Origin of the sequence: Polaromonas sp., from assembly GCF_016185115.1 — a bacterium.
Lineage (GTDB): Bacteria > Pseudomonadota > Gammaproteobacteria > Burkholderiales > Burkholderiaceae_C > Polaromonas.
Window position 1 is genome coordinate 448,507 of record NZ_JACPOF010000004.1, and the last position, 24,871, is coordinate 473,377.

Annotated in this window: 25 protein-coding genes; 6 read left to right on the plus strand and 19 right to left on the minus strand. The window is 60.0% G+C overall.

The window, feature by feature from the left end:
- Positions 1 to 27 precede the first annotated feature (27 nt).
- From HYX42_RS02875 to HYX42_RS02895, 5 genes are all read right to left on the minus strand, one after another.
- Positions 28 to 924 (minus strand): fumarylacetoacetate hydrolase family protein, encoded by an 897-nt coding sequence (locus HYX42_RS02875; RefSeq protein WP_293399311.1) that lies wholly within the window; start codon positions 922 to 924, stop codon positions 28 to 30.
- Positions 924 to 1,460: a VOC family protein gene (locus tag HYX42_RS02880; RefSeq protein ID WP_293399314.1), complete on the minus strand. Its 537-nt coding sequence runs from the start codon at positions 1,458 to 1,460 to the stop codon at positions 924 to 926. The genes HYX42_RS02875 and HYX42_RS02880 overlap by 1 nt, the downstream gene beginning before the upstream one ends.
- Positions 1,461 to 1,487: 27 nt before the next feature.
- Positions 1,488 to 2,516 carry a CDP-6-deoxy-delta-3,4-glucoseen reductase gene (locus tag HYX42_RS02885; protein ID WP_293399316.1) on the minus strand — a complete coding sequence of 343 codons (1,029 nt, stop codon included), beginning with the start codon at positions 2,514 to 2,516 and terminating at the stop codon, positions 1,488 to 1,490.
- Between the two features lie 34 nt (positions 2,517 to 2,550).
- The gene (locus HYX42_RS02890; RefSeq protein ID WP_293399319.1) at positions 2,551 to 3,420 is read right to left on the minus strand and encodes a VOC family protein; all 870 of its coding nucleotides are present in this window, start codon (positions 3,418 to 3,420) and stop codon (positions 2,551 to 2,553) included.
- Between the two features lie 139 nt (positions 3,421 to 3,559).
- A complete protein-coding gene (locus HYX42_RS02895) occupies positions 3,560 to 4,477 on the minus strand; it encodes a LysR family transcriptional regulator (RefSeq protein ID WP_293399322.1) in 918 nt (305 codons plus the stop codon).
- 222 nt (positions 4,478 to 4,699) lie between these two features.
- Here HYX42_RS02895 and HYX42_RS02900 point away from each other — a divergent pair, with 222 nt between their 5' ends.
- The 6 genes from HYX42_RS02900 to HYX42_RS02925 all read left to right on the plus strand — a co-directional run bounded on the left by HYX42_RS02900 (position 4,700) and on the right by HYX42_RS02925 (position 9,847).
- Complete coding sequence (locus HYX42_RS02900) at positions 4,700 to 6,172, plus strand: 2-hydroxymuconic semialdehyde dehydrogenase (RefSeq protein ID WP_293399325.1); 1,473 nt, start codon at positions 4,700 to 4,702, stop codon at positions 6,170 to 6,172.
- Between the two features lie 18 nt (positions 6,173 to 6,190).
- Positions 6,191 to 6,979 (plus strand): fumarylacetoacetate hydrolase family protein, encoded by a 789-nt coding sequence (locus HYX42_RS02905; protein WP_293399327.1) that lies wholly within the window; start codon positions 6,191 to 6,193, stop codon positions 6,977 to 6,979.
- A 19-nt stretch (positions 6,980 to 6,998) separates the two neighbouring features.
- On the plus strand, positions 6,999 to 7,787 hold the full coding sequence (gene dmpH, locus HYX42_RS02910; RefSeq protein ID WP_293399330.1) for a 2-oxo-3-hexenedioate decarboxylase: 789 nt from the start codon (positions 6,999 to 7,001) through the stop codon (positions 7,785 to 7,787).
- Positions 7,788 to 7,796: 9 nt separating this feature from the next.
- Entirely contained in the window at positions 7,797 to 7,988 is a 192-nt protein-coding gene (locus HYX42_RS02915; protein ID WP_293399332.1) for a 4-oxalocrotonate tautomerase, read from the plus strand.
- A gap of 149 nt (positions 7,989 to 8,137) precedes the next feature.
- Positions 8,138 to 9,271: an ABC transporter substrate-binding protein gene (locus HYX42_RS02920; RefSeq protein ID WP_293399335.1), complete on the plus strand. Its 1,134-nt coding sequence runs from the start codon at positions 8,138 to 8,140 to the stop codon at positions 9,269 to 9,271.
- Between the two features lie 33 nt (positions 9,272 to 9,304).
- The gene (locus HYX42_RS02925; RefSeq protein WP_293399338.1) at positions 9,305 to 9,847 is read left to right on the plus strand and encodes a flavin reductase family protein; all 543 of its coding nucleotides are present in this window, start codon (positions 9,305 to 9,307) and stop codon (positions 9,845 to 9,847) included.
- A 262-nt stretch (positions 9,848 to 10,109) separates the two neighbouring features.
- Here the strand turns inward: HYX42_RS02925 and HYX42_RS02930 are convergent, their stop codons facing one another.
- From HYX42_RS02930 to HYX42_RS02995, 14 genes are all read right to left on the minus strand, one after another.
- Complete coding sequence (locus HYX42_RS02930) at positions 10,110 to 10,517, minus strand: hypothetical protein (RefSeq protein ID WP_293399341.1); 408 nt, start codon at positions 10,515 to 10,517, stop codon at positions 10,110 to 10,112.
- Between the two features lie 350 nt (positions 10,518 to 10,867).
- Positions 10,868 to 11,419: a methylated-DNA--[protein]-cysteine S-methyltransferase gene (locus HYX42_RS02935; RefSeq protein WP_293399344.1), complete on the minus strand. Its 552-nt coding sequence runs from the start codon at positions 11,417 to 11,419 to the stop codon at positions 10,868 to 10,870.
- A 13-nt stretch (positions 11,420 to 11,432) separates the two neighbouring features.
- Positions 11,433 to 12,338 (minus strand): SDR family oxidoreductase, encoded by a 906-nt coding sequence (locus HYX42_RS02940; RefSeq protein WP_293399346.1) that lies wholly within the window; start codon positions 12,336 to 12,338, stop codon positions 11,433 to 11,435.
- 28 nt (positions 12,339 to 12,366) lie between these two features.
- Positions 12,367 to 13,293: a glutathione S-transferase family protein gene (locus HYX42_RS02945; protein ID WP_293399348.1), complete on the minus strand. Its 927-nt coding sequence runs from the start codon at positions 13,291 to 13,293 to the stop codon at positions 12,367 to 12,369.
- 27 nt (positions 13,294 to 13,320) lie between these two features.
- Complete coding sequence (locus HYX42_RS02950) at positions 13,321 to 14,961, minus strand: isovaleryl-CoA dehydrogenase (protein ID WP_293399350.1); 1,641 nt, start codon at positions 14,959 to 14,961, stop codon at positions 13,321 to 13,323.
- A gap of 21 nt (positions 14,962 to 14,982) precedes the next feature.
- On the minus strand, positions 14,983 to 15,999 hold the full coding sequence (locus tag HYX42_RS02955; RefSeq protein ID WP_293399352.1) for an NADP-dependent oxidoreductase: 1,017 nt from the start codon (positions 15,997 to 15,999) through the stop codon (positions 14,983 to 14,985).
- A gap of 22 nt (positions 16,000 to 16,021) precedes the next feature.
- Positions 16,022 to 16,519: a PaaI family thioesterase gene (locus HYX42_RS02960; RefSeq protein ID WP_293399355.1), complete on the minus strand. Its 498-nt coding sequence runs from the start codon at positions 16,517 to 16,519 to the stop codon at positions 16,022 to 16,024.
- A gap of 4 nt (positions 16,520 to 16,523) precedes the next feature.
- Complete coding sequence (locus HYX42_RS02965; RefSeq protein WP_293399358.1) at positions 16,524 to 17,315, minus strand: SDR family oxidoreductase; 792 nt, start codon at positions 17,313 to 17,315, stop codon at positions 16,524 to 16,526.
- A 264-nt stretch (positions 17,316 to 17,579) separates the two neighbouring features.
- Positions 17,580 to 17,834 (minus strand): hypothetical protein, encoded by a 255-nt coding sequence (locus tag HYX42_RS02970; RefSeq protein WP_293399360.1) that lies wholly within the window; start codon positions 17,832 to 17,834, stop codon positions 17,580 to 17,582.
- The gene (locus tag HYX42_RS02975; protein ID WP_293399363.1) at positions 17,834 to 19,666 is read right to left on the minus strand and encodes an acyl-CoA dehydrogenase; all 1,833 of its coding nucleotides are present in this window, start codon (positions 19,664 to 19,666) and stop codon (positions 17,834 to 17,836) included. The genes HYX42_RS02970 and HYX42_RS02975 overlap by 1 nt, the downstream gene beginning before the upstream one ends.
- A gap of 90 nt (positions 19,667 to 19,756) precedes the next feature.
- Complete coding sequence (locus HYX42_RS02980; protein ID WP_293399365.1) at positions 19,757 to 20,932, minus strand: acetyl-CoA C-acyltransferase; 1,176 nt, start codon at positions 20,930 to 20,932, stop codon at positions 19,757 to 19,759.
- 28 nt (positions 20,933 to 20,960) lie between these two features.
- Positions 20,961 to 23,060 (minus strand): 3-hydroxyacyl-CoA dehydrogenase NAD-binding domain-containing protein, encoded by a 2,100-nt coding sequence (locus tag HYX42_RS02985; RefSeq protein WP_293399368.1) that lies wholly within the window; start codon positions 23,058 to 23,060, stop codon positions 20,961 to 20,963.
- A 201-nt stretch (positions 23,061 to 23,261) separates the two neighbouring features.
- Positions 23,262 to 23,957: an ABC transporter ATP-binding protein gene (locus HYX42_RS02990; RefSeq protein WP_293399370.1), complete on the minus strand. Its 696-nt coding sequence runs from the start codon at positions 23,955 to 23,957 to the stop codon at positions 23,262 to 23,264.
- Between the two features lie 87 nt (positions 23,958 to 24,044).
- Positions 24,045 to 24,815, minus strand: coding sequence for an ABC transporter ATP-binding protein (locus HYX42_RS02995; protein WP_293399373.1), 771 nt, complete (start codon positions 24,813 to 24,815; stop codon positions 24,045 to 24,047).
- Between the last annotated feature and the right edge of the window lie 56 nt (positions 24,816 to 24,871).

Consider the following 24,871-nt stretch of genomic DNA (forward strand, 5'->3'; position numbering starts at 1 on the left):
TGTTGTCTTCAAAACTGTTGGGGCGAGTCAGGCCCTGATGGAGAACTCGAATTCACCGATGTTTTCTATCCACTGTTTAACCACGTCACCAGGCCGAAGGAATTTCTTGCGCGCCATGCCAACGCCGGCGGGTGTCCCCGTCAGGATGACATCGCCGGGCTGCAAGGTGATGCAGGACGACAGATGTTCTATCTGGTCTGCGATGTCAAAAATCATCTGGCCGGTATTGGAGTCCTGCATCAACTCGCCATTGACCCAGAGCTTCATGCCCAGGTTCATCGGGTCACCGATAAATCGTGTCGGCGTGATGGCCGGGCCCATGGGGCAGGATCCGTCAAAGGACTTCTGCCCTATCCAGTCCCACTTGAAGGGCGACTCCACCGGCACCCCGTCGCGGCCCACATGGTCACGGGCCGACAGGTCGTTGGCAACGGTATAGCCCGCCACGTAGTCCGCGAAGTCCTTTGCCGCCACATTCTTCGCAACCTTGCCGATGACGACCGCCAGTTCAAGCTCCCAGTCCAGCATCTGTGTGCCGCGCGGCAGGGCAACGACTGCGCCCGGCCCCACGACCGTCGGGCCGGTCGCCTTCAGGCTGAACCATGGTTTGAGGCCCCTGGCCTTAGGGTCGGCATCGAGCGGCATGCCCAGTGTCGCTTTCATTTCAGCAACATGGTCCTTGTAGTTGGCGCCTGCGAAATAGATATTTCGCGGATTCGGCAGGGGCGCGAGAAATTTCAGCGCTGCGACCGGTTCACGCCCCGCCAGTTTGGCTGCCAGACCATCGAGTTTGGAATCGGCATCGGCCCAGTCGGCGAGGACTTCCAGTGTGTGCGTGAACCGGCCCGACGGATAGGCCTTGTTGCCGCTCAACAGGCCGGTCTTGCTGCCTGCGGGCGTTTCAAACGTGACGAGCTGGAGCATCAGGCGAGTTCCGTCCGTACCCTGATTTCTTCAAGGGCTTCAAATGTGCGGCCGTCTTTCATGGCAAAACGATCACCGTAGTCGAACAGGTCGTCGTGCTGGAAACCGCTTTCGTAATACTGGATCTCCCACCAGTTGTGGTCCAGGTCAATCATGTAAAACGAATACACGCCATGCATGTCCTGAGGTGGCAGGACCTTGCGTATCTTGTATTCGTCCTGGTACTTCACGGCGTTTTCATAGGCCTGGTCGACCTCTTCCCTGGTCTTGACGTCCACGCCCCAGTGGTTGAGCAGGTGAACCGGTTTGAGCTGGTCGCCGACCTCCACACAGACGATGTGAAAGCGCATCGCCAGGCGAATCGCCATGGCGGGCTTGCCGTGTCGTACACATTCCAGTCCCAGGAACTCCTCATAAAAGCGCCGTGACTCAACCAGGTTGTAGCACTCCAGCGTGCCATGGCTCAGGCAGAAAGGCTTGACGATGGATTTCGTTTTGGGAAGGTCGACGCGGCAATTCGGTGGCAGTGTCAGCATGGGTGTCTCCTTGATGGCAACAAAATTTCAGGCGGCCTTGTCGGCCGTGGTGAGGAAGGCATCGGCGTAGAACGCGGCCTCGGGCAGTTTGCAGTTCGCAGCGAAGTCCCGCCGGGCAGAGTCGATAACCACGGGTGAACCGCAGGCATATACCTCCAAACCGCTCATGTCCGGAAAGTCCTGCATCACGGCCTGGTGAACAAAACCGGTGCGCCCTGTCCATTTGTCTGAGGCGGCCGGTTCGCTCAACACCGGTATGAAGGTGATGTGCGGATGCGTTTTGGCCCAGCCTTCAGCCAGCTCGCGCATATAAATGTCTTCCCTGCGGCGTCCGCCCCAGTAGAGCGTGATGGGCCGGGTGAAGCCTTTGCGAAGGCTGTACTCGATGATGGACTTGATGGGCGCAAAGCCCGTGCCGGACGCCAGCATGACGATGGGCTTGTCGCTCTTTTCACGCAGGAAGAAGGAGCCCAGCGGGATTTCAATCCGGTGAATATCCCGCACCTGCATTTTGTTGAACACATAGTCTGTGAACTGGCCGCCCGGCGTCAGGCGCACATGCAATTCAAGCTGCCGCACGCCATTGTTGGTGGGCGGGTTGGCAATCGAGTAACTGCGGCGGCTGCCGTCCTTGCGTATGAACTCGACATACTGGCCGGCGCGGAACACCAGCGGCTCGTTCATCGGCAAGCCGACCCTGACCAGCATCACGTCAGGTGCAACCTTCTCGGCCCTGAGAATACGGGCCGGCATGTATTTGGACCTGATGGCATCGCCGGCATCAATCTCCGTGACCTCAATCACCAGGTCTTCCAGCGGCGTAGCGCAGCACAGCAGCGCATAGCCTTTGGCCTTGTCTTCTTCAGACAGGTATTTGGGGTGTACAGGCCCAAAGTCGACCTTGCCCTTGACGACCTTGCCTCTGCAGGTATTGCAGACCCCCGAGCGGCAGCTGTAGGGCATGAAGAGACCGGCATCGAGTCCGGTTTTCAGGATGGGGGCGCCCGTCGGGCATTCATAACTGTGGCCCGAGGGCTGTAGCGTGATCGTAGGCAATTTGTCTCCTGCTGTTTATCTGGTCTTTGTCGGTTTATTTTCTGAACTCCGGGATGTCGGGCCTGGAACCCCACATGCAAAAGGAACTAGGTTCGAACGGGAACTGGCGCGGCTGGTAGCCCGGGTCCGTGATGGAGCATACGCCGCTCGAATACTCATACACAACCCCATCCGGCCCTTCAAAGTAGAGAAACATCGCCCCGGACGTGGGATGCCTGCCAGGCCCGAAAACAACCTTGATCCCTTCTGACTGCAGCAAATACCACGACCGCATGATGTCGTCGATGGACTTGACCTGATGGTTGATGTGCTGCACGCCGGCATGGGACGACGGGAAGAGGGCTATCTTGTGATGCACCTCGTCAATGCGTAGCAGCGGTGCCTGGCCAATGCGGTCACTGACCCTTGCACCGAGAATTTCCGTCCAGAAAAGTTCGTCGCGTACAGCATCGGTGGTGCGCATGCCTACATGTGAAAAGCCCTGGTTGCCCGAATCGCGGGTCGGAAAAAATCGCTCGCCGCCGTGGTGGGGTCCGGCGACCAGGTCTATTGAGTTGCCAGTCGGGTCCCTGAAATTGATGAAGGCGCGGACACGGCGCTCGTCGCATTCATCCGCCGTTCCGCGATGAACGCTGTGGCCGGCGTTTTCAAGTTCGCTGGCAGCGGCCTCCATGACCTTTTCATCGATGACTTCAAAGCCCGTCGTATGGTCATGCGGGTCACCATTGAAGTACACCAGTGTGTGGTCGCGGTCATCGCTGCGAAAGTAAACCTGCTCAGATGTTTTGGGGTTGCCGCGCCTGGCCCCTTCCCTCAGGCCCAGTATTTTTTCTGCGTAGCGCGTTGCTCCGGTCAGGTCGGCCGTACCCAGACGGACGTACCGAATATCATGCAAATGGATCACGTTGCTCCTTGGCAATGGAGGGTCAAGATTAGTTGACCGCAACGTTATCAGCGCCCCCTGGACTCCACCAGCCAGCCAGCCGAATTCGCGCTATTGAGCGCTTGAATGTTTGCAGGTATACCGCCGCTCCGGAGCCCCATCAACCCTGAAAGTTCGCCTGGAACTGTGACCGCAGCCACTGAATGGCCGGGTCCTGATGGAAGCGCGCGTGCCAGTACTGGTTGATGTCGATGCGCGGCACATCCAGCGGCAGGTCAAACAGCTGCACGTCCACCAGGCCAGAGAAGGCCTGGCCCAGGCGTGACGGGATGGTGAGGACAAGATCGGTGCCCGCCACTATGCTTGAGAGACCCATGGAGTGCGCGACACGCAAACCTACCCGCCGCTTGACGCCATGCTTGGCGAACTCCGTGTCCAGCATGGCTTCGAGTGTGTGGTGGCTGGCAGCGGCAGGCAGGTAGACGATGTGTGACGCATCAAGGTAAGCCTCGAGTGTCAGGCTGCCGCTGCTGGTGGCCGCATGGCCTCGCCGCAGCATCACCACATAGTTCTCCTGGAAGATGCGCTGCGCATAGAAGTTGGGGCCGAAATCGGCAAAGTAACCGATAGCCAGGTCAATTTCACCGGTGCCCAGCGCCACCTGGGTATGGTCGGGAAACATGTCCACGGTGGCAAGCTGTACCCCCGGCGCCACTGTCTGGAAGCTGCTCATCAGTTGGGGCAAAAATACCCGCTGCGCCACCTCCGTCATGCAGACCCTGAAGCAGCGGGTTGATGTTTGCGCATCAAAATGCCGCTTGTCTTCGAGTGCCTGCCGCAGCTGCAACAGGGCCTCCTGCACAGGGGCGCCCAGCCGCAGTGCCAGCGGCGTGGGCTGCATGGAGCCCTGGGTGCGGACAAAGAGCTGGTCGTTGAAGTATTCCCGCAAACGTGTGAGGGCATTGCTCATGGCGGGCTGCGACAGCCCTACATCGTCAGCCGCCCGCGTGACGCTTTCGGTTCTGAGGATGGCGTCGAACACCAGCAGTAAATTGAGATCGAGGGAATTGAGTTTCATAGGTGAGTCACTGGGCCGCTATCTTGCCATCGGGGCCGTGTGAAAAGCCCTTGCAGCCCATTCAATTGGCGAATAGTTGCCATTTCCTCCGCGCAATGGACAAGGCCGGATCACGCATGGACACTATCTTCCGTTGGCCGGGTATGCCAGTCAATTAGCGACTACCCGAAGCAGGCCGTGGCCGGTGCGCCAGCAAAAAACGACAAGACCGAAAAGAAATACATGACATCCAGCGTAAAGCAGACACAGCAATTCATAGACGGACAGTTCACGCCGGGCACATCAGGCAAGACCTTTCCCAACATCAACCCCATCAACGGAAAGCTCAACAGCAATATCTGCGAGGCCTCCAAAGCCGACGTGAACGCGGCGGTGGCTGCTGCGAAGGCGGCACTGACAGGTCCGTGGGGCAAGATGCCTGTCGAGGCGCGGACCAACATGCTGCATGGCGTGGCCGCAGAAATCTCCCGCCGCTTCGACGACTTCCTGCAGGCTGAAATTGCCGACACCGGCAAGCCCACCAGCATTGCCTCGCATATCGACATTCCGCGCGGTGCAGCCAACTTCAAGGTCTTTGCCGATGTGGTGAAGAATGTGCCGACCGAAAGCTTTCACCTCGATACCCCTGATGGCCGCGGCGCACTCAACTACGGCGTGCGTGTGCCCAAGGGTGTGATCGGCGTCATCAGTCCGTGGAATTTGCCGCTGCTGCTGATGACCTGGAAAGTCGGCCCGGCGCTGGCCTGCGGCAACACCGTCGTCGTCAAACCATCTGAAGAAACACCCTCCACCGCCACCCTGCTCGGCGAGGTCATGAACACCGTCGGGGTGCCGCCCGGCGTGTACAACGTCATCCACGGCTTTGGCCCGGACTCTGCCGGTGAGTGGCTGACCCAGAACCCCGATGTCAACGCCATAACCTTTACCGGCGAAACCCGTACCGGCGAAGCCATCATGAAGCAGGCTGCCAACGGTGTGCGCCCCGTGTCGTTCGAACTGGGCGGCAAGAACGCCGGCGTTGTCTTTGCCGATGCGGATTTTGAAGCGGCCGTTGATGGCATCTCCCGCGCGGCCTTTGCCAACAGCGGCCAGGTCTGCCTGGGCACAGAGCGTGTGTTTGTGGAGCGCAGCATCTTCGACAGGTTTGCACAGGCGCTGAAGAAAAAAGCCGAAGGTTTTGTCTTTGGTGACCCCATGAACCCGGCCACCACCATGGGCCCGCTCATCAGCAAGGAACACCGTGACAAGGTGCTGGGCTATTTTGCGGCCGCCAAAACCCAGGGCGCCACCATCATCGCCGGCGGCGGCATACCCAGGGTAGCGGCTGAATATGAAGGCGGCCATTGGGTGCAGCCCACCATCTGGACCGGCCTGCCGCAGGATTCAAGCGTCATACGCGAAGAAATCTTCGGCCCTTGCGTACACCTGGAGCCCTTCGACGCGGAGGAGCAGGCCGTCAACATGGCCAATGACACGCCTTACGGCCTGGCCACCACCATCTGGACGACGGACCTGGCGCGCGCGCATCGCGTGGCGGGCAGGATCAACGTCGGCATCACCTGGATCAACTGCTGGTTTCTGCGCGATTTGCGCACCTCATTTGGCGGCCAGGGCCTTTCCGGCATAGGCCGTGAAGGCGGAGTGCATTCGCTCGAGTTCTACACCGAGCTGCGCAACGTCTGCGTCAAACTGTAAGAACGACACAAGGACAACATGGCACTGAACCACAAACTCTGCGACGAGCTCGGTGACGAGCTTTATGACGCCTGGCGGGGCAACCGCATGCTGGCGCCGCTGATTGAGCGCATTCCCGGCATCACGGTAGACGATGCCTACCGCATACAGCTGCGCACCATTGCGCGCCGCATCGAGGCGGGTGAGCGCCACGTCGGCAAAAAGGTCGGCCTGACGGCGGGTGTGGTGCAGCGCATCTTCGGTGTTGACCAGCCAGACTTCGGCCACCTGCTGTCCGGCATGAGTTACTCCGACGGCGCCACCATCGACAGCAAAAAGTTCATCCAGCCCAAGGGCGAAGGCGAGCTCGGCTTCATCCTCAAGCGCGACCTCATGGGCCCGGGCATCACCAATGCTGACGTGATTGCCGCCACCGAATGTGTGGTGCCCTGTTTCGAGATCGTCGATTCGCGCATACAGGACTGGAAGATCAAGGTCCAGGACACCGTGGCCGACAACGGCTCATCTGCGGCATTTGTAGTTGGCGACAAAGCGGTCTCGCCGACCAAACTCGACCTCACCACGCTGGGCATGGTGCTTGAGAAAAACGGCGAAATCATCGGTACCGGTGCGGGCGCCGCCACGCTGGGCAACCCGGCCAATGCCGTGTCCTGGCTGGCGAATGCGCTTGGCGCTTACGGCATCGGCCTGAAGGCTGGCGAGCTGGTGTTGTCGGGTTCGCTCTCCATCATGTTCCCCATTGCGGCCGGTGACCACCTGCGCATGACCATCGGCAAGCTGGGTTCAGCCTCCTGCCGGTTCTCGTAGACCTCAGGAAAATATTCATATGTCTCTCGATCAAAAAACAATCCTCGCGCTGGCAGAGCGTCTTGAAAACGCCGAGCTGCAGCGCAGTGACATCGTCAAGATCACCGACGACCACCCCGACATGGACTGGGAAGACGCCTACGCCATCCAGTACGCCATACGCAAGCGCAAGCTGGACCGCGGCAGCAAGCTGGTCGGCCTGAAGATGGGCCTGACCTCGTTTGCCAAGATCAAACAGATGGGCGTTGAAGAACCCATCTTCGGCTTTCTGGTCAGCGACTATGTCCGCCAGGACGGCGGCGCCATCGAGTTCGACCAGCTGATCCATCCCAAGGTCGAGGCCGAGATTGCCTTTGTGCTGAAGTCTGCACTGTCAGGCCCGGGCTGTCATGTCGGCGACGTGCTGGCCGCCACCGATTTCATCGTGCCGGCCATCGAGGTGATCGACTCACGCTACCGCGACTTCAAGTTCGACCTGAAAAGCGTGGTGGCCGACAACTGCTCGTCAGCCCGTTTTGTGACCGGCGGCCATGCGCGCAAGCCCCAAGACCTGGACCTGCGCAACATGGGCATCGTGCTTGAGAAAAACGGCGAGGTCATCGCCACGGCGGCAGGCGCTGCGGTGCTGGGCCACCCGGCTGCCAGCGTCGCCATGCTGGCCAACATGCTGGGCAAGCGCGGTGAACACATTCCGGCCGGCACCTTTGTCATGACCGGCGGTGTGACCGAGGCTTACGCTGTGGCGCGTGGTGATTCGATCACCGCCCGCTTCCAGGACATCGGTTCCGTATCCATGCGCTTTACCTGAGGAGCCGCCATGCCATTTCTGCTGGTCAAGATCATGGAAGGCCGCCCGCCTGAAAAAATTGAAGCGCTGATTGAAGCGCTGACTGAAACCGCTGCGCGCACGCTGGATGCACCCAAAGAAACCGTGCGTGTGCTGGTCGAGGAAGTCCCGAAGACGCACTGGGGCATTGGCGGCAAGAGCGCCAGGGCGCTGGGGCGTTAACCGCAAGACACAGTCACAGCCCGGGAGGGGCTTGCGGTCACATATCCGGGGCATCTTGCCCGGGATTATTGCGACATGTCACATCAGAAGAACCTGCGGGCAATGAACCCGCAGCACCCGGACATACCGGGTGACACAGGAGACACAAGATGAGAAAAAACATTGCCCACATGGTGGCGTGCGGAGCGCTGCTCGCCTCTTCCCTGCTTGCTGCCGCCCACAGCCTGGCGCAGGATCTGGTCGTCGGCCAGATTGGCTCGCTGACGGAGAAACCTGTGCCCGAGGTCGTCCAGCTGGGCGAAGGCATGAAAGCGCTGTTTGCCGCAGTCAACGAGCGTGGCGGCATCAACGGCAAACGCATTGATTTCTTCCAGCTTGACGATGCGCTCGACCCCGACCGCTTTGTCGCCCGGTTTGCCGAGGCCATGAAACGCAAGCCCATCGCCCTGCTCTCGCCTTATGGTTCGCCTGCCGTGCAGCGCATGCTGAGCGACAAGCTGCTGGACAACGCCGATGTGGTCGTGCTCAACGCCGTGCCGGGTGCGGAGGCCTTCCGCAAGCCGGGCCACGCGAAGCTGTTTCATGTGCGGGCCGGTGACGGGCAACAAATCCAGCGCATCACCCAGCACATCAAGACCCTGGGCATTGCACGGCTGGGCGTGTTGTATGTGGATGCACCCGGCGGATCGTCGGGCTATTCGGCGGTGGTCGATGCGGCCAGCCAGCTGGGCGGCCTGCAGGTCACGGGCGCCAAAGCGCCGCTAACGCCGGAAGGAATTGATGAGGCAGCCAGGTCGCTGCTGCAGGCCGGGGTACAAAGCACCCTGGTCATTGGCCCGCCGAAGTTCATGGCTACCGGCGTGGCCGCGATGCGCAAGGCCGGCGGCACACAAGCCATCTTCACCATGTCCTACCTGTCACCCGCCGAACTCGTGGCGCGGGCCGGTGGCAGCGCCAAGGGTGTCGGCGTAGCGCAGGCCTTTCCCAACCCCATGGGGGTGACCATGCCGCTGCAGCGTGAGTTCCAGGCCGCCATGCGCAAGGCCTTTCCCGACCTGAAGACCTACTCGGCGTTTCACATGGAAGGTTATATCTGCGCAAAACTGTTTGCCGAAGTCGCCAGAAAAATGAAGCGGCCTTCCGCAGCCGAATTTGCAAAAACACTTGCCAGCATGGGTGAAGTCAACCTGGGCGGTTTCCGGGTGGACTTCTCCGGCGGTTCTGCAGGCAGCCGCTTCGTCGACATTGCAGTCATGAGCGAGGACGGGCGCCTGCGCTACTGAGGTTTTCCAACACTGAACACAAGCGAGCAAAACATGTACTCATGGACAGACATCACCGGCGATGAGCCGCAGACCCTGGACGCCGCGCGCCTGCGCCGGACCTTGGGTTCGTTTCCGACCGGCGTCTGCCTGGTCACCACGGTCTACGAGGGCAAACGTGAGGGCATGACCATCAACTCGTTTGCGTCCGTCTCGCTCTCGCCGCCGCTGGTGCTGTGGAGCATCCGCGACGATGCGCGCAGCGCTGACGCCTTCATCAGCGCGCCCAACTTCATCATCACCGTGCTGACAGACAAACAGCAGGAGCTGGCCATGCACTTCGCCAAACCCGCCGCCGACAAGTTCGAAAAATACGAAGACGAGTTTGCCAACGGCCTGGGCGGCTGCCCACGTTTGAGAGACAGCGTGGCGAGCTTCGAATGCACGACTTACTCACGCTACCAGGAGGGTGACCACACCATTCTTGTGGGCCGGGTACAGGACTTTTCAGGCAGCGATGCCAACCCGCTGATGTTTCATGCCGGGCAGGTCGGGTCTGTGCAGGAAGTGGCTGCAAAGATCGCCAAACAGGCTTGAAGCCTGGGCCCTGGCGGGCCGTGGCAGCTTTCCAGGCAAGCTGATTGCTATATTTTCAATAGCTGCTCACGCACGTATTTATTGGCCTGCAGCCGATTTGATGCCTGAAAATGGCACTTTCTAGGCGTTTTGAACGCCTTTTTCAGACCTGACAAGCGCCAAAACTGGCAAATGTTAACTTCCATATTAACGATGTTAAGTTATGTATTAACATTTGACTCAAAACGATCTGTTTTGGTCTTTGCCCGCTCAAACGGCCCGGCTAGCGTCGAAGGGACTGAGCTGGCAACCAAGTCTTGTCGGCAGGACGTTTAATCTGGAGTTCACGCCAAGCGTTCGTCATTTTTCCGCCACGCATGGCGTTCGAGAGTTGCGCAAACGACGCGTAAATTTCACCGTTCCAAACAATGCTCTCATTCTCGATAGTCGCAATCTTCACCTCGCTGAAATACGTGGTGCGTATCTGAGTTTTTTCGGGCAAAAACAAGGCTTCCCAGTACACCCCGCCGGGCAGTTGCTCTATACCCAAGCTCTCCTTGTTCCTGTCCAAGAAATCAGCCATCACGTCCTCAATTAACCCGCTGATCCCGTGCGGGTGTATTCTGAGCAATGTCGTAACAAGAGAGGTAGGGAGTGGGATCGCTACGAATGCATTGAGATCAGTAGACATATAAGTTTCCTTTTTGATTACTGTAAAAGTATTGTACACAACTTTTACAGTTAATTAAATGGGGCTGTTGGATGCTCAATTTCCTAGCGCTAACGCGAGGTGACCCGATTCACGGTAAGGCAGCGTGAGACGGTTACCCGGCTTTATTGCTACATTTGTTATAGCTGCTCACGTCGTATTTATTGGCCTGCAGCCGATCTGATGCCTGAAAATGGCACTTTTTCGGCGTTTTGAACGCCTTCTTCAGACCTGACAAGCGCCACAAGTGGCAAATGTTAACTTCCATATTAACAATGTTAAGTTGGGTATTAACATTTGGCGGGCGACCTGCTGCGGGCTCACACAGCCGCTCAGCCGTCAAGGAGCCCGGCCTGCGGCCCAAAACGCGCTTTCTCTATCTCCAGCATCCTGAGCTTGGTCGACACGCCGCCGCCCGCAGAGAACCCGCCAGACCCGTTCGCCGCAGCCAGCACCCGGTGGCAGGGCACGATGGGCGCAAACGGGTTGTGTCCCAGCGCCTGGCCTACCGCGCGTGAGGCGCCGGGCTCACCCAGCCTGGCCGCCACTTCGCCATAGGTCAGCGTGCGGCCTGGCGGAATTGCCCTGGTAACCTCGTACACCTTGCGGTTGAAGGGCGGCAGACCCGTCATGTCCAGCGCCACATCGGCCATGTCATCGTGTTTTCCTTCGAGCAAGGCGACCACGCGGGTCATGATGGACTGCACCGCAGGCGGCGGCTCCTGCTCGGCCACGCCCTGAAACCGGCTCTGCATGCGTGTGCGGGTGGCCTGCTGGCTGTCTTCAGGCAAAAAGACGCCCGCCAGAGCGGCATCGCCCGCATTCCATGCGATGCCGCAAAAACCGATGGCGGTTTCAAACAGCGCAAAACCGGCGGCTGGCATGGCTACTTCAGGCTTAATCGGCTCGCAACGCAGCTCGAAGCTGCTGGCCGATTTCGGGTTTGTCGGCAAACGGGTCCGTCGGATTGCGCGCCAGCAGCACGTCTTCCATGCGGGTCTGCACCGACTTGATGGCCTTGGGGTGGCTGTAGATGTAGAACTGGTTGCTGGCCACCGCGTCAAACACCAGCTGGGCAACGTTGGCAGCGCTGACCTTGCCTGAATCAACCGCCTTGCCCGCCATGGCCTGCTGGATCTTCTGGCTTTTGGTGGCTTTCTCCGCACCAAGTTCGGCCGGCCGGTTGCGATGGCTCATGCCTATGCCTGTGGCGACGAAGAAGGGGCACAGCACCGAAGCGCCGACCTGGTCGGTGACCAGAGACAGGTCCTGGTACAAGGTCTCGCTCAGGGAGACGACTGCGTGTTTGCTGACGTTGTACACACCCATGTTGGGCGGGTTCAGCAGGCCGGCCATGCTGGCGGTGTTGACGATATGGCCTTTCCACGACGGGTCTTTTTTCGCAGCTTCAAGCATCATGGGCGTGAAGATGCGCACGCCGTGCACCACACCCATGACGTTGACGCCCATTACCCATTCCCAGTCCTTCAGCGAGTTCTCCCAGATCAGGCCACCGGAGCCGACGCCCGCGTTGTTGAACACCAGGTGCGGCGCACCAAAGCGCTTGAACACGGCCTGGCCCATGGCTTCCATCTGGTCTGCGCTCGATACGTCGAGTTTGAAGGCCAGCGCCTGTGCGCCAGCAGCTTCCATCTCCTGCCTGGCCGCGTCGAGGGCGTCCTGCTGCACATCGACCAGCACAAGGTTCATGCCCAGTTTGGCGCCTATGCGCGCGCACTCCAGCCCGAAACCTGAACCTGCGCCGGTCAGCACTGCCGTCTTGCCTTTGAAATCCGTGATCATCAAGTCTCCTGTTATCAGTTCTATCTGCTCAAGCTGCGCGCAACTGGTAGCCGATGCGCGGCAGATGCACGTGGACCAATCCCGCTCGGTCATCCTCTCGGCGCAGCGTGAAGTGCATGCGCGTGGCGGCAATCAGCTCGCCGCTTGTCGGCTCGGGGCCGAAGCTTTCGCCGGTCACCGTGACCTGGCTGCCCAGCGGAATGCCGTGGTCGTCCTGGAACACGTCATCATGCAAAGGGAGCGGGGTCGCGGCCGCGGCTGCGGCAATCGCGTCAGCGGCCGTGGTTTTTTCGAAACTGCCGTGGCCAATGGCCGACATGCGGTCCATCCACTCCAGCACCGCAGGCGTACTGTCGAAAATGCCGGCAAGAACCGAGGTGCGATGGCGCGTAAACCACAGCGGGTGGTACATGGCGAAGTCGGCAATTGAAGGCGCTTCACCGAGCAAGAAAGGCCAGTCGTCCAGCATGTCGGAGATGCGGCGCAGGTAGGACTTGTAGGCCGCCGTGGCATCGGCAGGCCTGATCCTCGCGCCGGTGTTCATGGCCTTGCGGTCTTCGCTGAACGCTTTGCCAGCTTCGGGCGGCAGCTTGCCGAACAACTGCTCAAACCCTTTGGGCTGCGTGTTGAACGCCATGGAGGTCCAGAACAGCGTGGTGTCAGCCCAACTGGCAAGCGTGCGGCCCATGCCCTTGCTGGGCTCGGGGTACAGGCTGGGGTCGGGCTGCAGGTGTTCCAGCACATCGGCGATGAGGGCGGTGTCGCAATAAATGTCGGCGCCAATCTGCAGGACAGGTGTCTTGCGGTAACCGCCGGTCAGCGCTACAAGATCGGGCTTGGGGCTGACCGAAGGGATCATGACCGACTTCCATGCCAGCTTTTTATAGCCGAGCATGAGACGCGCCTTTTCTGCAAAGGGTGACAGGGGGTAGTGGTGAAGATAGATGTCGCTCATGGGTGTCTCCTTGTATGTGTCGTCAATTCAATGCGGCATGGCTCTTGTGATGATGGCGTCAAAATCAGTGCCGGCCCCCAGTGTGCCGAAGCTCTGCCCCCAGTTGCCTGCAATGCGGGAGTCGCAGAAGGCTGCGAATACAGCGGAAGGGGCAGTCTGGAACAACAGCGCGGCCTGCACGGCAATAGCCACATCCTGCGCCAGCCGGCGTGCCTCCAGTTCGCTGGCCATCTCTTCCACGCGAACAGGCAAGGCCGCGGCCAGCCTGTCGAGTGCCGGGTGCGCACCTTTTGCAGGCGCCAGTTCATGCGCCAGTGCGGCAACTGCATCTGCCTTGCGCAAGGCGCGCAGCAGGTCCAGCGCCATGATGTTGCCCGCGCCCTCCCAGATGGAGTTGAGCGGCATCTCGCGGTAGATGCGGGCCATGACGCCTTCGCCGCCCTCTTCCACATAGCCGTTGCCGCCAAGGCATTCCATGGCCTCCTGCGCAAAATGGCTGCCGCGCTTGCAGATCCAGAACTTGGCCACAGGGGTCAGCAGTCGCGCCATCGCGGCTTCATGCGGATCACCCGTCTTGTCAAAAGCGCGCGCCAGGCGCAGGGCGAGCGCGGTGGCGGCTTCCGACTCGAGCGCCAGGTCGGCCAGCACATTGCGCATCAGCGGCTGGTCTATCAGCAGCTTGCCGAAAGCCTTGCGCTGCGAGGTGTGGTTAAGTGCCAGGCTCAGGGCCTGCCGCATCAGCCCGCTGGTGCCGAGTGCACAATCCAGCCGCGTCATGGTGCCCATTTCAAGAATTTGCGGAATGCCGCGGCCCTCTTCGCCGACCAGCCAGGCCTGGGCGTTTTCAAACTCGACTTCAGAGCTTGCATTGGCCTTGTTGCCGAGTTTGTCCTTCAGGCGCTGGATACGTATGGCATTAAGTTCCCCGTCGGGCAGTACGCGGGGCAAAAACAGGCAGCTCAGGCCGCTTTTGGTTTTCGCCAGGATGAGGAAGGCATCGCACATGGGCGCAGAGAAAAACCATTTGTGGCCAGTCACGATGTAGCGCTCGCCCCAGTTGTCGCGGCCGGCGGCTTCTGCATGGGTGGTGTTGGCGCGCACGTCAGAGCCACCCTGCTTTTCCGTCATACCCATGCCCATGGTCAGGCCGGCCTTGTCGCGCCAAAGCTTCAGCGCCGGATCGTAGGCGCGGCCCGTCAGCCCGGGTCCCCAGTCGGCATAGATCGCGGTATTGCTGCGCAGTGCGGGTGTGACCGCATAGGTCATGGAGATCGGGCAGAGGATGGATGGCTCAAGCTCGGTGAAAAGCATGAAGCCCGCTGCGCGTTGCACATGCGCGGATTCAGCGCCACCAGCCCATGGACTGCCGTGCAGGCCGGTGGCAACGGCGAGCTTCATCAGGGCGTGATAGCTCGGGTGAAATTCCACCGCATCGGTGCGCCGCCCGAAACGGTCGTGCGTATGCAGCACCGGCGCATTCGTATTTGCCAGCCGTGCATGCGTCTGCATGTCCGCAGTGCCCAATGTGGCGCCCAGCGCCACCAGCGCAGCCGTGTCGAGCGTCGGCGCATTGAATTTCAGCGCATCGCGCAGCGGCCGGTTGGTCTCGAAAAGGTTGTAGCCTGCCAGGGGCGCGGGCTGGTTGAAGACTTCATGGTTGGTGTCCATATCGGCCTCCGCGTTCGGCACTTAAATCAGTTTGACCAGCTGCTTGCCGAAGTTTTTTCCCTTGAGCAGGCCCAGGAAGGCTTCTGGTGCAGCTTCAAGGCCCTGGGCAACCGACTCGCGTGGCCTCAGCTTGCCGGTGCCGACCAGCGTGCCGAGTTCTTTCAGTGCCTCAGGCCAGACCTCCATGTGTTCACTCACGATAAAGCCCTGTATCTTCAGGCGGCAGGTGAGTATGAGCGCCGGGTTGGCCAGCGACAAGGGCTTGCCGTCGTAGCCGGCGATCATGCCGCACACAGCAATGCGGCCAAAGTCGTTCATGCATGGCAACACGGCATCGAGCACCATGCCGCCCACGTTCTCGAAGTACCCGTCAATGCCCTTGGGGCAGGCTTCTTTCAGCGCAGCCGACAGTGAAGCGGCATCCTTGTACAGCTTGTAGTCTATGCAGGCGTCAAAACCGAGTTCTTCGACCGCGTATTTGCATTTGTCAGGGCCGCCGGCAATGCCCACCGCCCTTGCACCGCGCGCCTTGGCGAGTGCACCCACGGCACTGCCCACTGCGCCGGTTGCCGCACTGACCACGACGGTCTGCCCGGCCTGCGGTTCAATAATTTTGATGAGCCCATACCAGGCCGTGACACCGGGCATGCCTACCGCGCCGAGGTAGTGCGACAGCGGCACATGGGTGGTGTCCACCTTGCGCAGCGCGCCGGGCTGTGCGGCATTGAAGATGCCGTATTGCTGCCAGCCACCCATGCCGACGACCTTGTCGCCGACTGCGAATTTTGGCGATTTGCTCTCAATCACTTCACCCACCGTGCCGCCGCCCATCACCTGCCCGAGCGCCTGCGGCACAGCGTAGCTCTTGCTGTCATTCATGCGGCCGCGCATATAGGGGTCCAGGCTCAGGTAATGGTGCTTGACCAGCACCTGGCCGTCCTGCAGTTCTGGCGTGTCGCTGCTGGTCAGCCTGAAGTTGGACGCAGTGGCTTCGCCTTTGGGGCGGTTGTCGAGAAGGATTTGCAGGTTCTTTGGCATTGGGTCGCTGTCCGGTATGTGATTAGTCGGTTGAAATAATGCCCAGGCCGTCGTCGCCCGATCCGTCTTTCGCGGGGTTCATGTCATTGACGGTTTTGGAGCCGACTGGCAGGCGCTTGACGTACTTGAAGGTGCCGGTCGAATGCGCGCAGACATTGCCTGCCGCGTCATAAATCGTCGCTTCAACAAAAGCCATGGTGGCCGTGCGGTGCATGATCCGGCCCTTGCCGGTCAGTGCGGCGCCGCCCGGTGCCGGGCGCATGAAGCTGGTTTTCATCTCTATGGTCACGGCGCCCATGTCCTTCTGCACGCTGCGTGCAGCCAGGGCCATGGTGACATCGAGCAGCGTCATACAGGCGCCGCCATGTGTCACGCCGAATGTATTCAGGTGTTCCGGCTTTGGGGTGAAGGTGATCACCGATTCGCCACCGTCAAACAGCTCAAGCTCAAAGCCGAGGTGCGTGACAAAAGGAATGTCGACGCCAAAGCCGACCGCGCCTTTCTTGTTGAAGCTGCTCACTTGATCACCCGCCTGTTACTACGGAGACTCCACCATCAACCGCCATCCACTGGCCCGTAATGTGTTTGCCGGCATCGGATGCAAACAGCACGCACAGGCCCTTGAGGTCTTCGTCGTCGCCCAGGCGGCCTAGCGGCGCGTGTGAGGCAAGTTTTTCCTCGCCCAGCGCTTTGAGCGTACCCACCGTCATCTTGCTCGGGAAGAAGCCCGGACAGATGGCGTTGACGGTGATGTTGTACTTGCCCCATTCGCAGCCCAGCGCACGGGTGAAGTTGATGACTGCGCCCTTGGAGGTGTTGTAGGCAATGGTGGTCATGCCGCTGGGGTTGCCGCCCAGGCCGGCAATCGATGCCAGGTTGATGATGCGGCCAGACTTGCGCGCAATCATGCTGTGCTTGGCAATGTGCTGCGACAGGATGAAATAGCCGCGAATGTTGAGGTTCATGACCTTGTCCCAGGCTTCGACGGGGTGGTCTTCGGCCAGGGCGCCCCAGGCCGCGCCAGCGTTGTTCACAAGAATGTCGACATGGCCAAGGCGCTTGATGGCTTCATCGGCCAGTGCGCGAATCTCGTCTTCTTTCGAGCAGTCGGCGGCAATCCAGTCGACTTCAATGCCAGCGGCCTTGAGTTCTGCGGCCGCCTCCTTCAGGTCTTCGGCCTTGCGTGAGCTGAGGATGACTTTTGCGCCGGCTTCGCCAAGCGCCTGCGCCATCTGCAGGCCCAGGCCACGCGAGCCGCCGGTGACCAGTGCGGTCCTTCCCTTGAGGTCAAACAGTTGCTGGATGGTACGGTTCATTTATTTCTATCTCCTGTTGTCTGGATGGATTGAGGTATGCCTGTCGGCAATCGGGTCAGTGCCCGGGGTCAAAAGCTAGTAAAACACAACATGACGGTCAATTGCAGCTGCTGTGTCCTGAGGGTGACTCAGGGCTGGTACCGCAACCCGAAAATATCGAAACATGAAAGCGCGTCTTCACGCCCAGGGGGCGTTGCAACCTTTGTGAAGGCGCACAGCCTTCGCTGCAGCTTGCGCCTTGCCCTGAGCGCGAATCCATCACTTTCATTTTGTCTCGCTACTTCCGGGTTGCGGTACTGGGTTTATTTTTGAGCGCACGTAAATCAGCACAAAGCCAACTGCGGCCACAATGCCGCCCGCCACGACCATGGACCAGCCCACCGGGTCGCTGGAACGTTGCACAAAAATGCCCAGAATCAGGGTGAGCAGACCACCATAGATCAGTATCCATATGAGCGACTGAAGGCGTGCAATCGCCTTGTTGGACACCGGCTCTGCTGACGGCTTGAAAAATCCCATTAAAAGGCCTCCTCCGGCAGTTCGGCACAGGTCTGGTCGCGCGTTTCAACAACCTTGAGCCAGGCGCCGATTTTCGGCAATTCATAACGATAGAAGTACTGCGCGGCCCCAAGTCGGCCCACAGTGGCAGGCGTTGATTTTGCGCCATCTGCGGCCAGCACGGCCAGCGAGACATCCAGCCAGATCCAGGCCAGCACCGTGTGGCCGAAAGCCTGCATATAAGGCACGGCATTGGCCAGCGCATCTGATGGCTGGCCGGTAGCCCAGGCCGCCTTGGTCGCGCTGCCCACATGCTGCAGCGCCTTGCCGAGGTCATTGGCGTATTGCGCCAGTTCCGGCATCTGTATCGCCCGCTCGATGGCGGCGTTAATGCGGCCTGCCAGCAGCGCAAGGCCCCTGCCCCCTTCCATCAGCACCTTGCGGCCCAGCAGGTCCATGCCCTGTATGCCGTGCGTGCCCTCGTGGATCATGTTCAGGCGGTTATCGCGCCAGTACTGCTCGACCGGAAAGTCGCGTGTGTAGCCGTAACCACCGTGTACCTGTATGGCCAGCGAGTTGGCCTCCAGGCACCATTCGCTGGGCCAGCTCTTGGCAATCGGCGTCAGCACTTCCAGCAGCATGCGCGCGTCGTCAGCTGCGTCGGGTGTGCCGGTGTGCTGTTCATCAACCAGCCGGGCGCAGTAAAGCTCAAGTGCCAGCGCGCCTTCGCAATAGGCTTTCTGGGCCAGCAACATGCGTTTGACGTCGGCGTGTTCGATGATGCGCACCTGCGGCTTTGCAGCGTCTTTTCCGCCAATGCCCACAGGCCTACCCTGAGGGCGATTTTTGGCGTAATCCAGGCTGGCTTCATAACCCGCCATGCCCAGCATGGTGGCCGCCATGCCGACACCTATGCGCGCCTCGTTCATCATGTGGAACATGCAGCGCAGACCCTCATGCGGCTTGCCCACCAGATAGCCAATGGCGCCGGCCTCGCCGTTCACCGGATATTTGCCCTCGCCAAAATTGAGAAGCGTGTTGGTGGTGCCGCGCCAGCCCAGTTTGTGGTTAAGGCCCGCCAGCGCCACATCGTTGCGCACGCCTGTGAGTTCGGCTTTTTCATTGACCAGCTTTTTTGGCACGATGAACAGCGAAATGCCACGCGTACCGGGGATCAGCTTGCCGTCAGGACCAGGAATCTTGGCCAGCACCAGGTGGATGATGTTGTCGGTCAACTCATGCTCGCCCGACGAGATCCACATCTTGTTGCCTTTGATGCGGTAGCGTGGGCCCAGCGGGTCGGATTCAAAATCTGTGCCGTCAGGCGTGGCTTTGGTCACTACATCGCTCAGCGATGAACCCGCCTGCGGCTCTGACAGGCACATGGTGCCCGAGAAGCGGCCTGAAAACTCGTGCTTCGCAAACACTTCCTGCTGTAGCGCCGTGCCGTGTTTCATCAGCAGGTTGGCGTTGCCGGTGGTCAGCATGCCCGAACCTATGCTGACCGACGCCATCGCAAAAAATGCATTGGCGGCTGCCTCGACCGTGTACGGCAGCTGCATGCCACCGATCTCGTAGTCCTGCGCGGCACTCAGCATGCCTGATGCTGCGTAGGCTTTCTGGGCATCGTGCGTGGCCTGCGGCAGTATGACTTTTTCGCCGTCGAAATGCGGTTCCTGGGTATCCACGGTGCGGTTGAACGGTGCGTATTTCTCGCGTGCAATGCGTTCGCAGGTGTCGAACACCGCATCAAAGGTTTCGCGCGAATGGTCTGCAAAACGCTCGCGCTGGTTTAGCGATTCGGCGTTTAGCCACTGGTAAAGAAGGAAGTCGGTTGTGCTGCGCAGTGTCATGGCATTGAGGGAATGAAATAAGAAAAGGCCGGCTGCGGAGTTGGTCGCAGGCTCGGCCTTTTGTTGGCAGGCTATTTAAGACTCGGACAGTTACAGCACTTCAAACACGCCCGCAGCGCCCATACCACCACCGATACACATGGTGACGCAGACACGTTTGGCGCCGCGGCGCTTGCCTTCGATCAGGGCGTGGCCGGTCAGGCGCTGGCCCGTGACACCATAAGGGTGGCCGACTGCAATCGCGCCGCCGTTGACGTTCAGCTTGTCCATGGGGATGCCCAGCTTGTCGGCGCAGTACAGCACCTGCACGGCAAACGCTTCGTTCAGTTCCCACAGGTCTATGTCGTCAATCTTCAGGCCCAGTTTGGCCAGTACCTTGGGAATGGCGAAGACGGGGCCGATGCCCATCTCGTCGGGCTCACAGCCTGCGACTGCAAAACCGAGGAAGCGGCCCAGCGGCTTCAGCCCCTTTATTCCCGCAACTTTCTCGTCCATGATGACCACGGCGCCGCCGCCGTCAGAGAACTGGCTGGCATTGCCGGCCGCAATCACACCGCCCGGAATGGCCGGCTTGATGCCGCTGATGCCTTCCTTGGTGGTGCCGGCGCGAATGCCCTCGTCCTGGCTCACGGTGACCTGTTTGGTCGTGAGGCCCATCACCTTGTCGACCACACCCGCCGTCACGGTGATGGGCGCAATTTCGGCCTCGTACAGGCCTGCGGCCAGCGCGGCGGTGGCCTTTTGCTGGCTCAGAGCGCCGTACTCGTCCATGCGGTCGCGCGAGATGCTGTAACGCTTGGCCACCTGCTCTGCGGTCTGCAGCATGTTCCAGTAGATTTCGGGCTTGTTTTTGGCCAGCCAGTCGTCACGCATCATGTGGGTGTTCATCTCCTGCTGCACGCAGGAAATGCTTTCAACACCACCGGCAACATAGATGTCGGCCTCACCAGCAATGATGCGCTGGGCGGCGGTGGCAATGGTCTGCAGACCCGACGAGCAGAAACGGTTGATGGTCATGCCCGATACAGTCACCGGGCAACCGGCGCGCAGTGCGATCTGGCGTGCGATGTTGGCACCAGTCGCGCCTTCTGGTGTCGCACATCCCATGATGACGTCATCAACTTCCGCGGCTTCAATGCCTGCGCGCTTGATGGCGTGCTCGACTGCGTGGCCGCCCAGGGTGGCGCCGTGCGTCATGTTGAAGGAACCCTTCCAGCTCTTGGCGAGCGGGGTGCGGGCGGTGGAAACGATTACAGCTGAAGTCATTGATTTCTCCGGAATATGTTCTGAGGGATCAGTTGAAAGTCCTGCTTTCAGCTGCGAGCTTGGCCAGCAGCGGTGCCGGCTTCCAGAATTGGGCGTCGTCCAGCGGGTTTTGCGCAAAGCGGTTCATGGCCTGCACCACGTTGAACAGGCCGACTTCGTCTGCGTAGTTCATGGGGCCACCGCGATAGATAGGGAAGCCGTAGCCCATAAGGTAAACCATGTCGATATCGCTGGCCTTGGAGGCAATGCCCTCTTCCAGGATGTGCGCGGCTTCGTTGACCAATGAATACACCAGGCGCTGCACGATCTCCTCGTCAGACACCTTGCGGGGTGTGATGCCCAGGCTCTTGCGGTGGTCTTCGATCATCTTCACGACTTCGGCGTTGGGGATCGCATCGCGTTTGCCGGCCACATAGTCGTACCAGCCCGCGCCGGTCTTCTGGCCGAAGCGGCCCTTCTCGCACAGCAGGTCAGCGGTCTTGCTGTACTTCATGTCAGGTTTTTCGGTGTAACGGCGCTTGCGGATGGCCCAGCCGATGTCGTTGCCAGCCAGGTCACCCATGCGGAACGGGCCCATGGCAAAACCGAACTTCTCGATGGCCTTGTCGACCTGCTCTGGTGTGCAGCCTTCGTCGAGCAAAAAGCCGCCCTGGCGGCCGTACTGCTCGATCATGCGGTTGCCGATAAAGCCGTCGCAGACGCCCGACACGACTGCTGTCTTTTTGATTTTTTTGCCGATGGCCATGACGGTAGCGAGCACGTCCTTGGCGGTCTTCTCGCCGCGAATGACTTCGAGCAGCTTCATCACGTTGGCAGGGCTGAAGAAATGCATGCCGACTACGTCCTGCGGGCGTTTGGTGAACGCTGCAATCTGGTTGACGTCCAGTGTCGATGTGTTGGAGGCCAGGATGGCGCCGGGTTTCATGACGCGGTCGAGTTCCTTGAATACTTTCTCCTTGACGCCCATCTCTTCAAACACGGCTTCGATCACCATGTCTGCATCTTTCAGGTCGTCGTAGCTCAGAGTGGTGCTCAGCAGCGCCATGCGCTCGTCGTACTTTTCCTGCTTGAGCTTGCCCTTCTTCACCTGGGCTTCGTAGTTCTTGCGGATGGTGGCGGTGCCGCGATCCAGCGCTTCCTGCTTCATCTCCAGCATCTTCACGGGGATGCCCGCATTCAGGAAGTTCATGGCGATGCCGCCACCCATGGTGCCAGCGCCGATAACGGCGATGGCCTTGATGTCGCGCTTTGGCGTATCTGAAGGTACATCAGGGATCTTTGACGCAGCGCGCTCGGCCATGAAGATGTGGCGCAGTGCGCGACCTTCAGGGCTCCAGATCAGGTTGATGAACAGCTCGCGCTCGAAAGCCATGCCCTCTTCGAACTTGCGTTTGGTGGCGGCCTCAACCGCTTCAATGCACTTGAGCGGCGCGGGAAAGCCCTTGGACATGCCCTTGACCATGTTGCGGGTGAACTGGAAGTAGGCGTCGCCATTGCGGTGTTTGCACGGCAGGTTGCGCACCAGCGGCAAAGGCCGTGTGTCGGAAATGGACTGTGCAAAAGCCAGGGCTTCCTGTGCCAATGACTCCGGCGATGCAGCCATCTTGTCGAACAGCTTCTGGCCAGGGATTTGCGCAAGCAATTCGCTCTTGACGGGCTCACCACTGACGATCATGTTCAGTGCTGCTTCTACACCGAGCGCGCGTGGCAGGCGCTGCGTGCCGCCTGCGCCCGGCACGAGGCCCAGCTTGACTTCAGGCAAGGCCACGCTGCAGCCAGGTGCTGCGATGCGGTAGTGGCAGCCCAGGGCCAGTTCAAGACCACCGCCCATGCAAACTGAATGAATCGCAGCCACTACGGGCTTGGCCGAGTTTTCAATGGTACGAATGACGCTCAGCAGGTTGGGTTCGGCCAGCGCCTTTGGGCTGCCGAATTCCTTGATGTCTGCGCCGCCCGAGAAAGCCTTGCCGGCGCCGGTGATGACGATGGCCTTGACAGCCGCATCCGCATTGGCTTTTTGCAGGTTGTCAGTGATGCTCAAGCGCGTTGCCTGGCCCAGACCGTTCACGGGCGGGTTGTTCAGGGTGATGACGGCCACGGGGCCGTGAACTTCGTAGAGAGTTGTCATGTGCGCTTGTTTCCTTGGGTGAAGATTTCAGGGATCGCTGTAGCAGGCCGTGACCCGCACGCCGGTCGTGCAATTGCAGAACTCCTGATGAGTTCTCACGAGAATAGAACGACCGTTCTTTTCCCATTGTAGGGCGGCATCATGACACCGCAAGCGTCAAGTTACCCGATTTGTCCCAGTCGTGACAAGCCGCGGGGGTTTTTACACCTCGAGCCACTCTTTGCGCGTGTAGGCATCTGCGCGCAGGCTGTCAGGCGTGCCCTGGAAGACGATGCTGCCGTGGCCCATGACAAGTGCGCGGTCTGAAATCGCCATGGCAATGGTGAGCTTCTGTTCAATCAGCAGGACCGATATGCCCTTGGCCTTCAGGGTCTGAAGGTACTGGCCGACCAGTTCCACGATTTTGGGCGCCAGACCCTCAGTCGGCTCGTCAATGATGATGAGGTCAGGGTCGCCAATCAGGGTGCGGCAAAGGGTCAGCATCTGTTGCTCACCACCTGAAAGCACACCAGCCTCAGTGTGCTGGCGTTCGCGCAGGCGCGGAAACATCTGGTACATGTCTTCGAAGGACCAGCGTGAGCCTTTGCCAGAGCCTTTTTGCCCCAGCAGCAGGTTCTGGTGCACTGTCAGTTTGGGGAAAATGTCGCGGTTCTCGGGCACATAGCCAATGCCCAGGTGGGCAATCTGGTAGGCCTTTTTGCCGACAATCTCGCCGTTCTTCCAGATGATGGAGCCCTGGCAATCGACGAGGCCCATGATGGCCTTGGCAGTCGTCGAACGGCCGGAGCCGTTGCGGCCCAGCAAGGCCACGATTTCACCGGGCTGCACATCAAAGGAGACGCCGTGAAGGACGTGGCTTTTGCCGTAATAGGCGTGGAGGTTTTTGATGGTCAGCATGCAAGGCTCCGACGGGCCGCCCCCAGGCAGCCTTGGGCCCCCTTGGGGGGCAGCGTATTACACGAAGTGAAAAGCGTGGGGGTCATCTCAGTGGCCTCCTGCTTGCTGGTCGGCTACTGGCGATCCTAAATACGCTTCCTGAACGCGCTGGTCGGCGCGCACCGCCTCGGGCTTGTCATAGGCAATGACCTCGCCATAAACGACGACCGCAATCTTGTCGGCCAGACCAAACACCACACCCATGTCGTGTTCCACCGTCAGCAGGGTTTTGCCGACCGTCACTTCCTTGATCAGGCTGATGAAACGTGTGGTTTCCGAGCGGCTCATGCCGGCTGTCGGCTCGTCAAGCAGGATGACGCTGGCGCCGCCGGCAATCGTGATGCCAATCTCAAGTGCGCGCTGCTCGGCATAGGTGAGATTGGCGGCCAAAACATCTTTCTTTTTATCCAGCTTGATCATCTCCATCAGCTCTTCGGCGCGCTCGTTCGCGTCCTCAAGATCTGCAAGAAAGCGCAAGAAGGTGTACTTGTAGCCCAGGCTCCAGAGCACACCGCAGCGCAGGTTCTCAAACACGCTGAGCTTGGGAAAGATATTGGTGATCTGAAAGCTGCGCGACAAACCCAGCCGGTTGATCTCAAACGGCTTTTTGCCGTTGATGCGCTGGCCATTCAGCAGCACCTCGCCACTGCTGGGTTCAAAACGCCCGCTGATGAGGTTAAACAAGGTCGATTTGCCTGCACCGTTGGGTCCGATGATGGCGACACGTTCACCCGCATTGACCTTCAGGTTGGCTCCCCGAATGATCTCGGTCTTCCCGAAGCTTTTCCTCAGGTCTTTCAGTTCTAGTGAATAGGTCATATCTTTGTCCGCCCGGCCAGAATGCTGTGTTGCGCGTGGTCAGCGCGTTGTCCCGG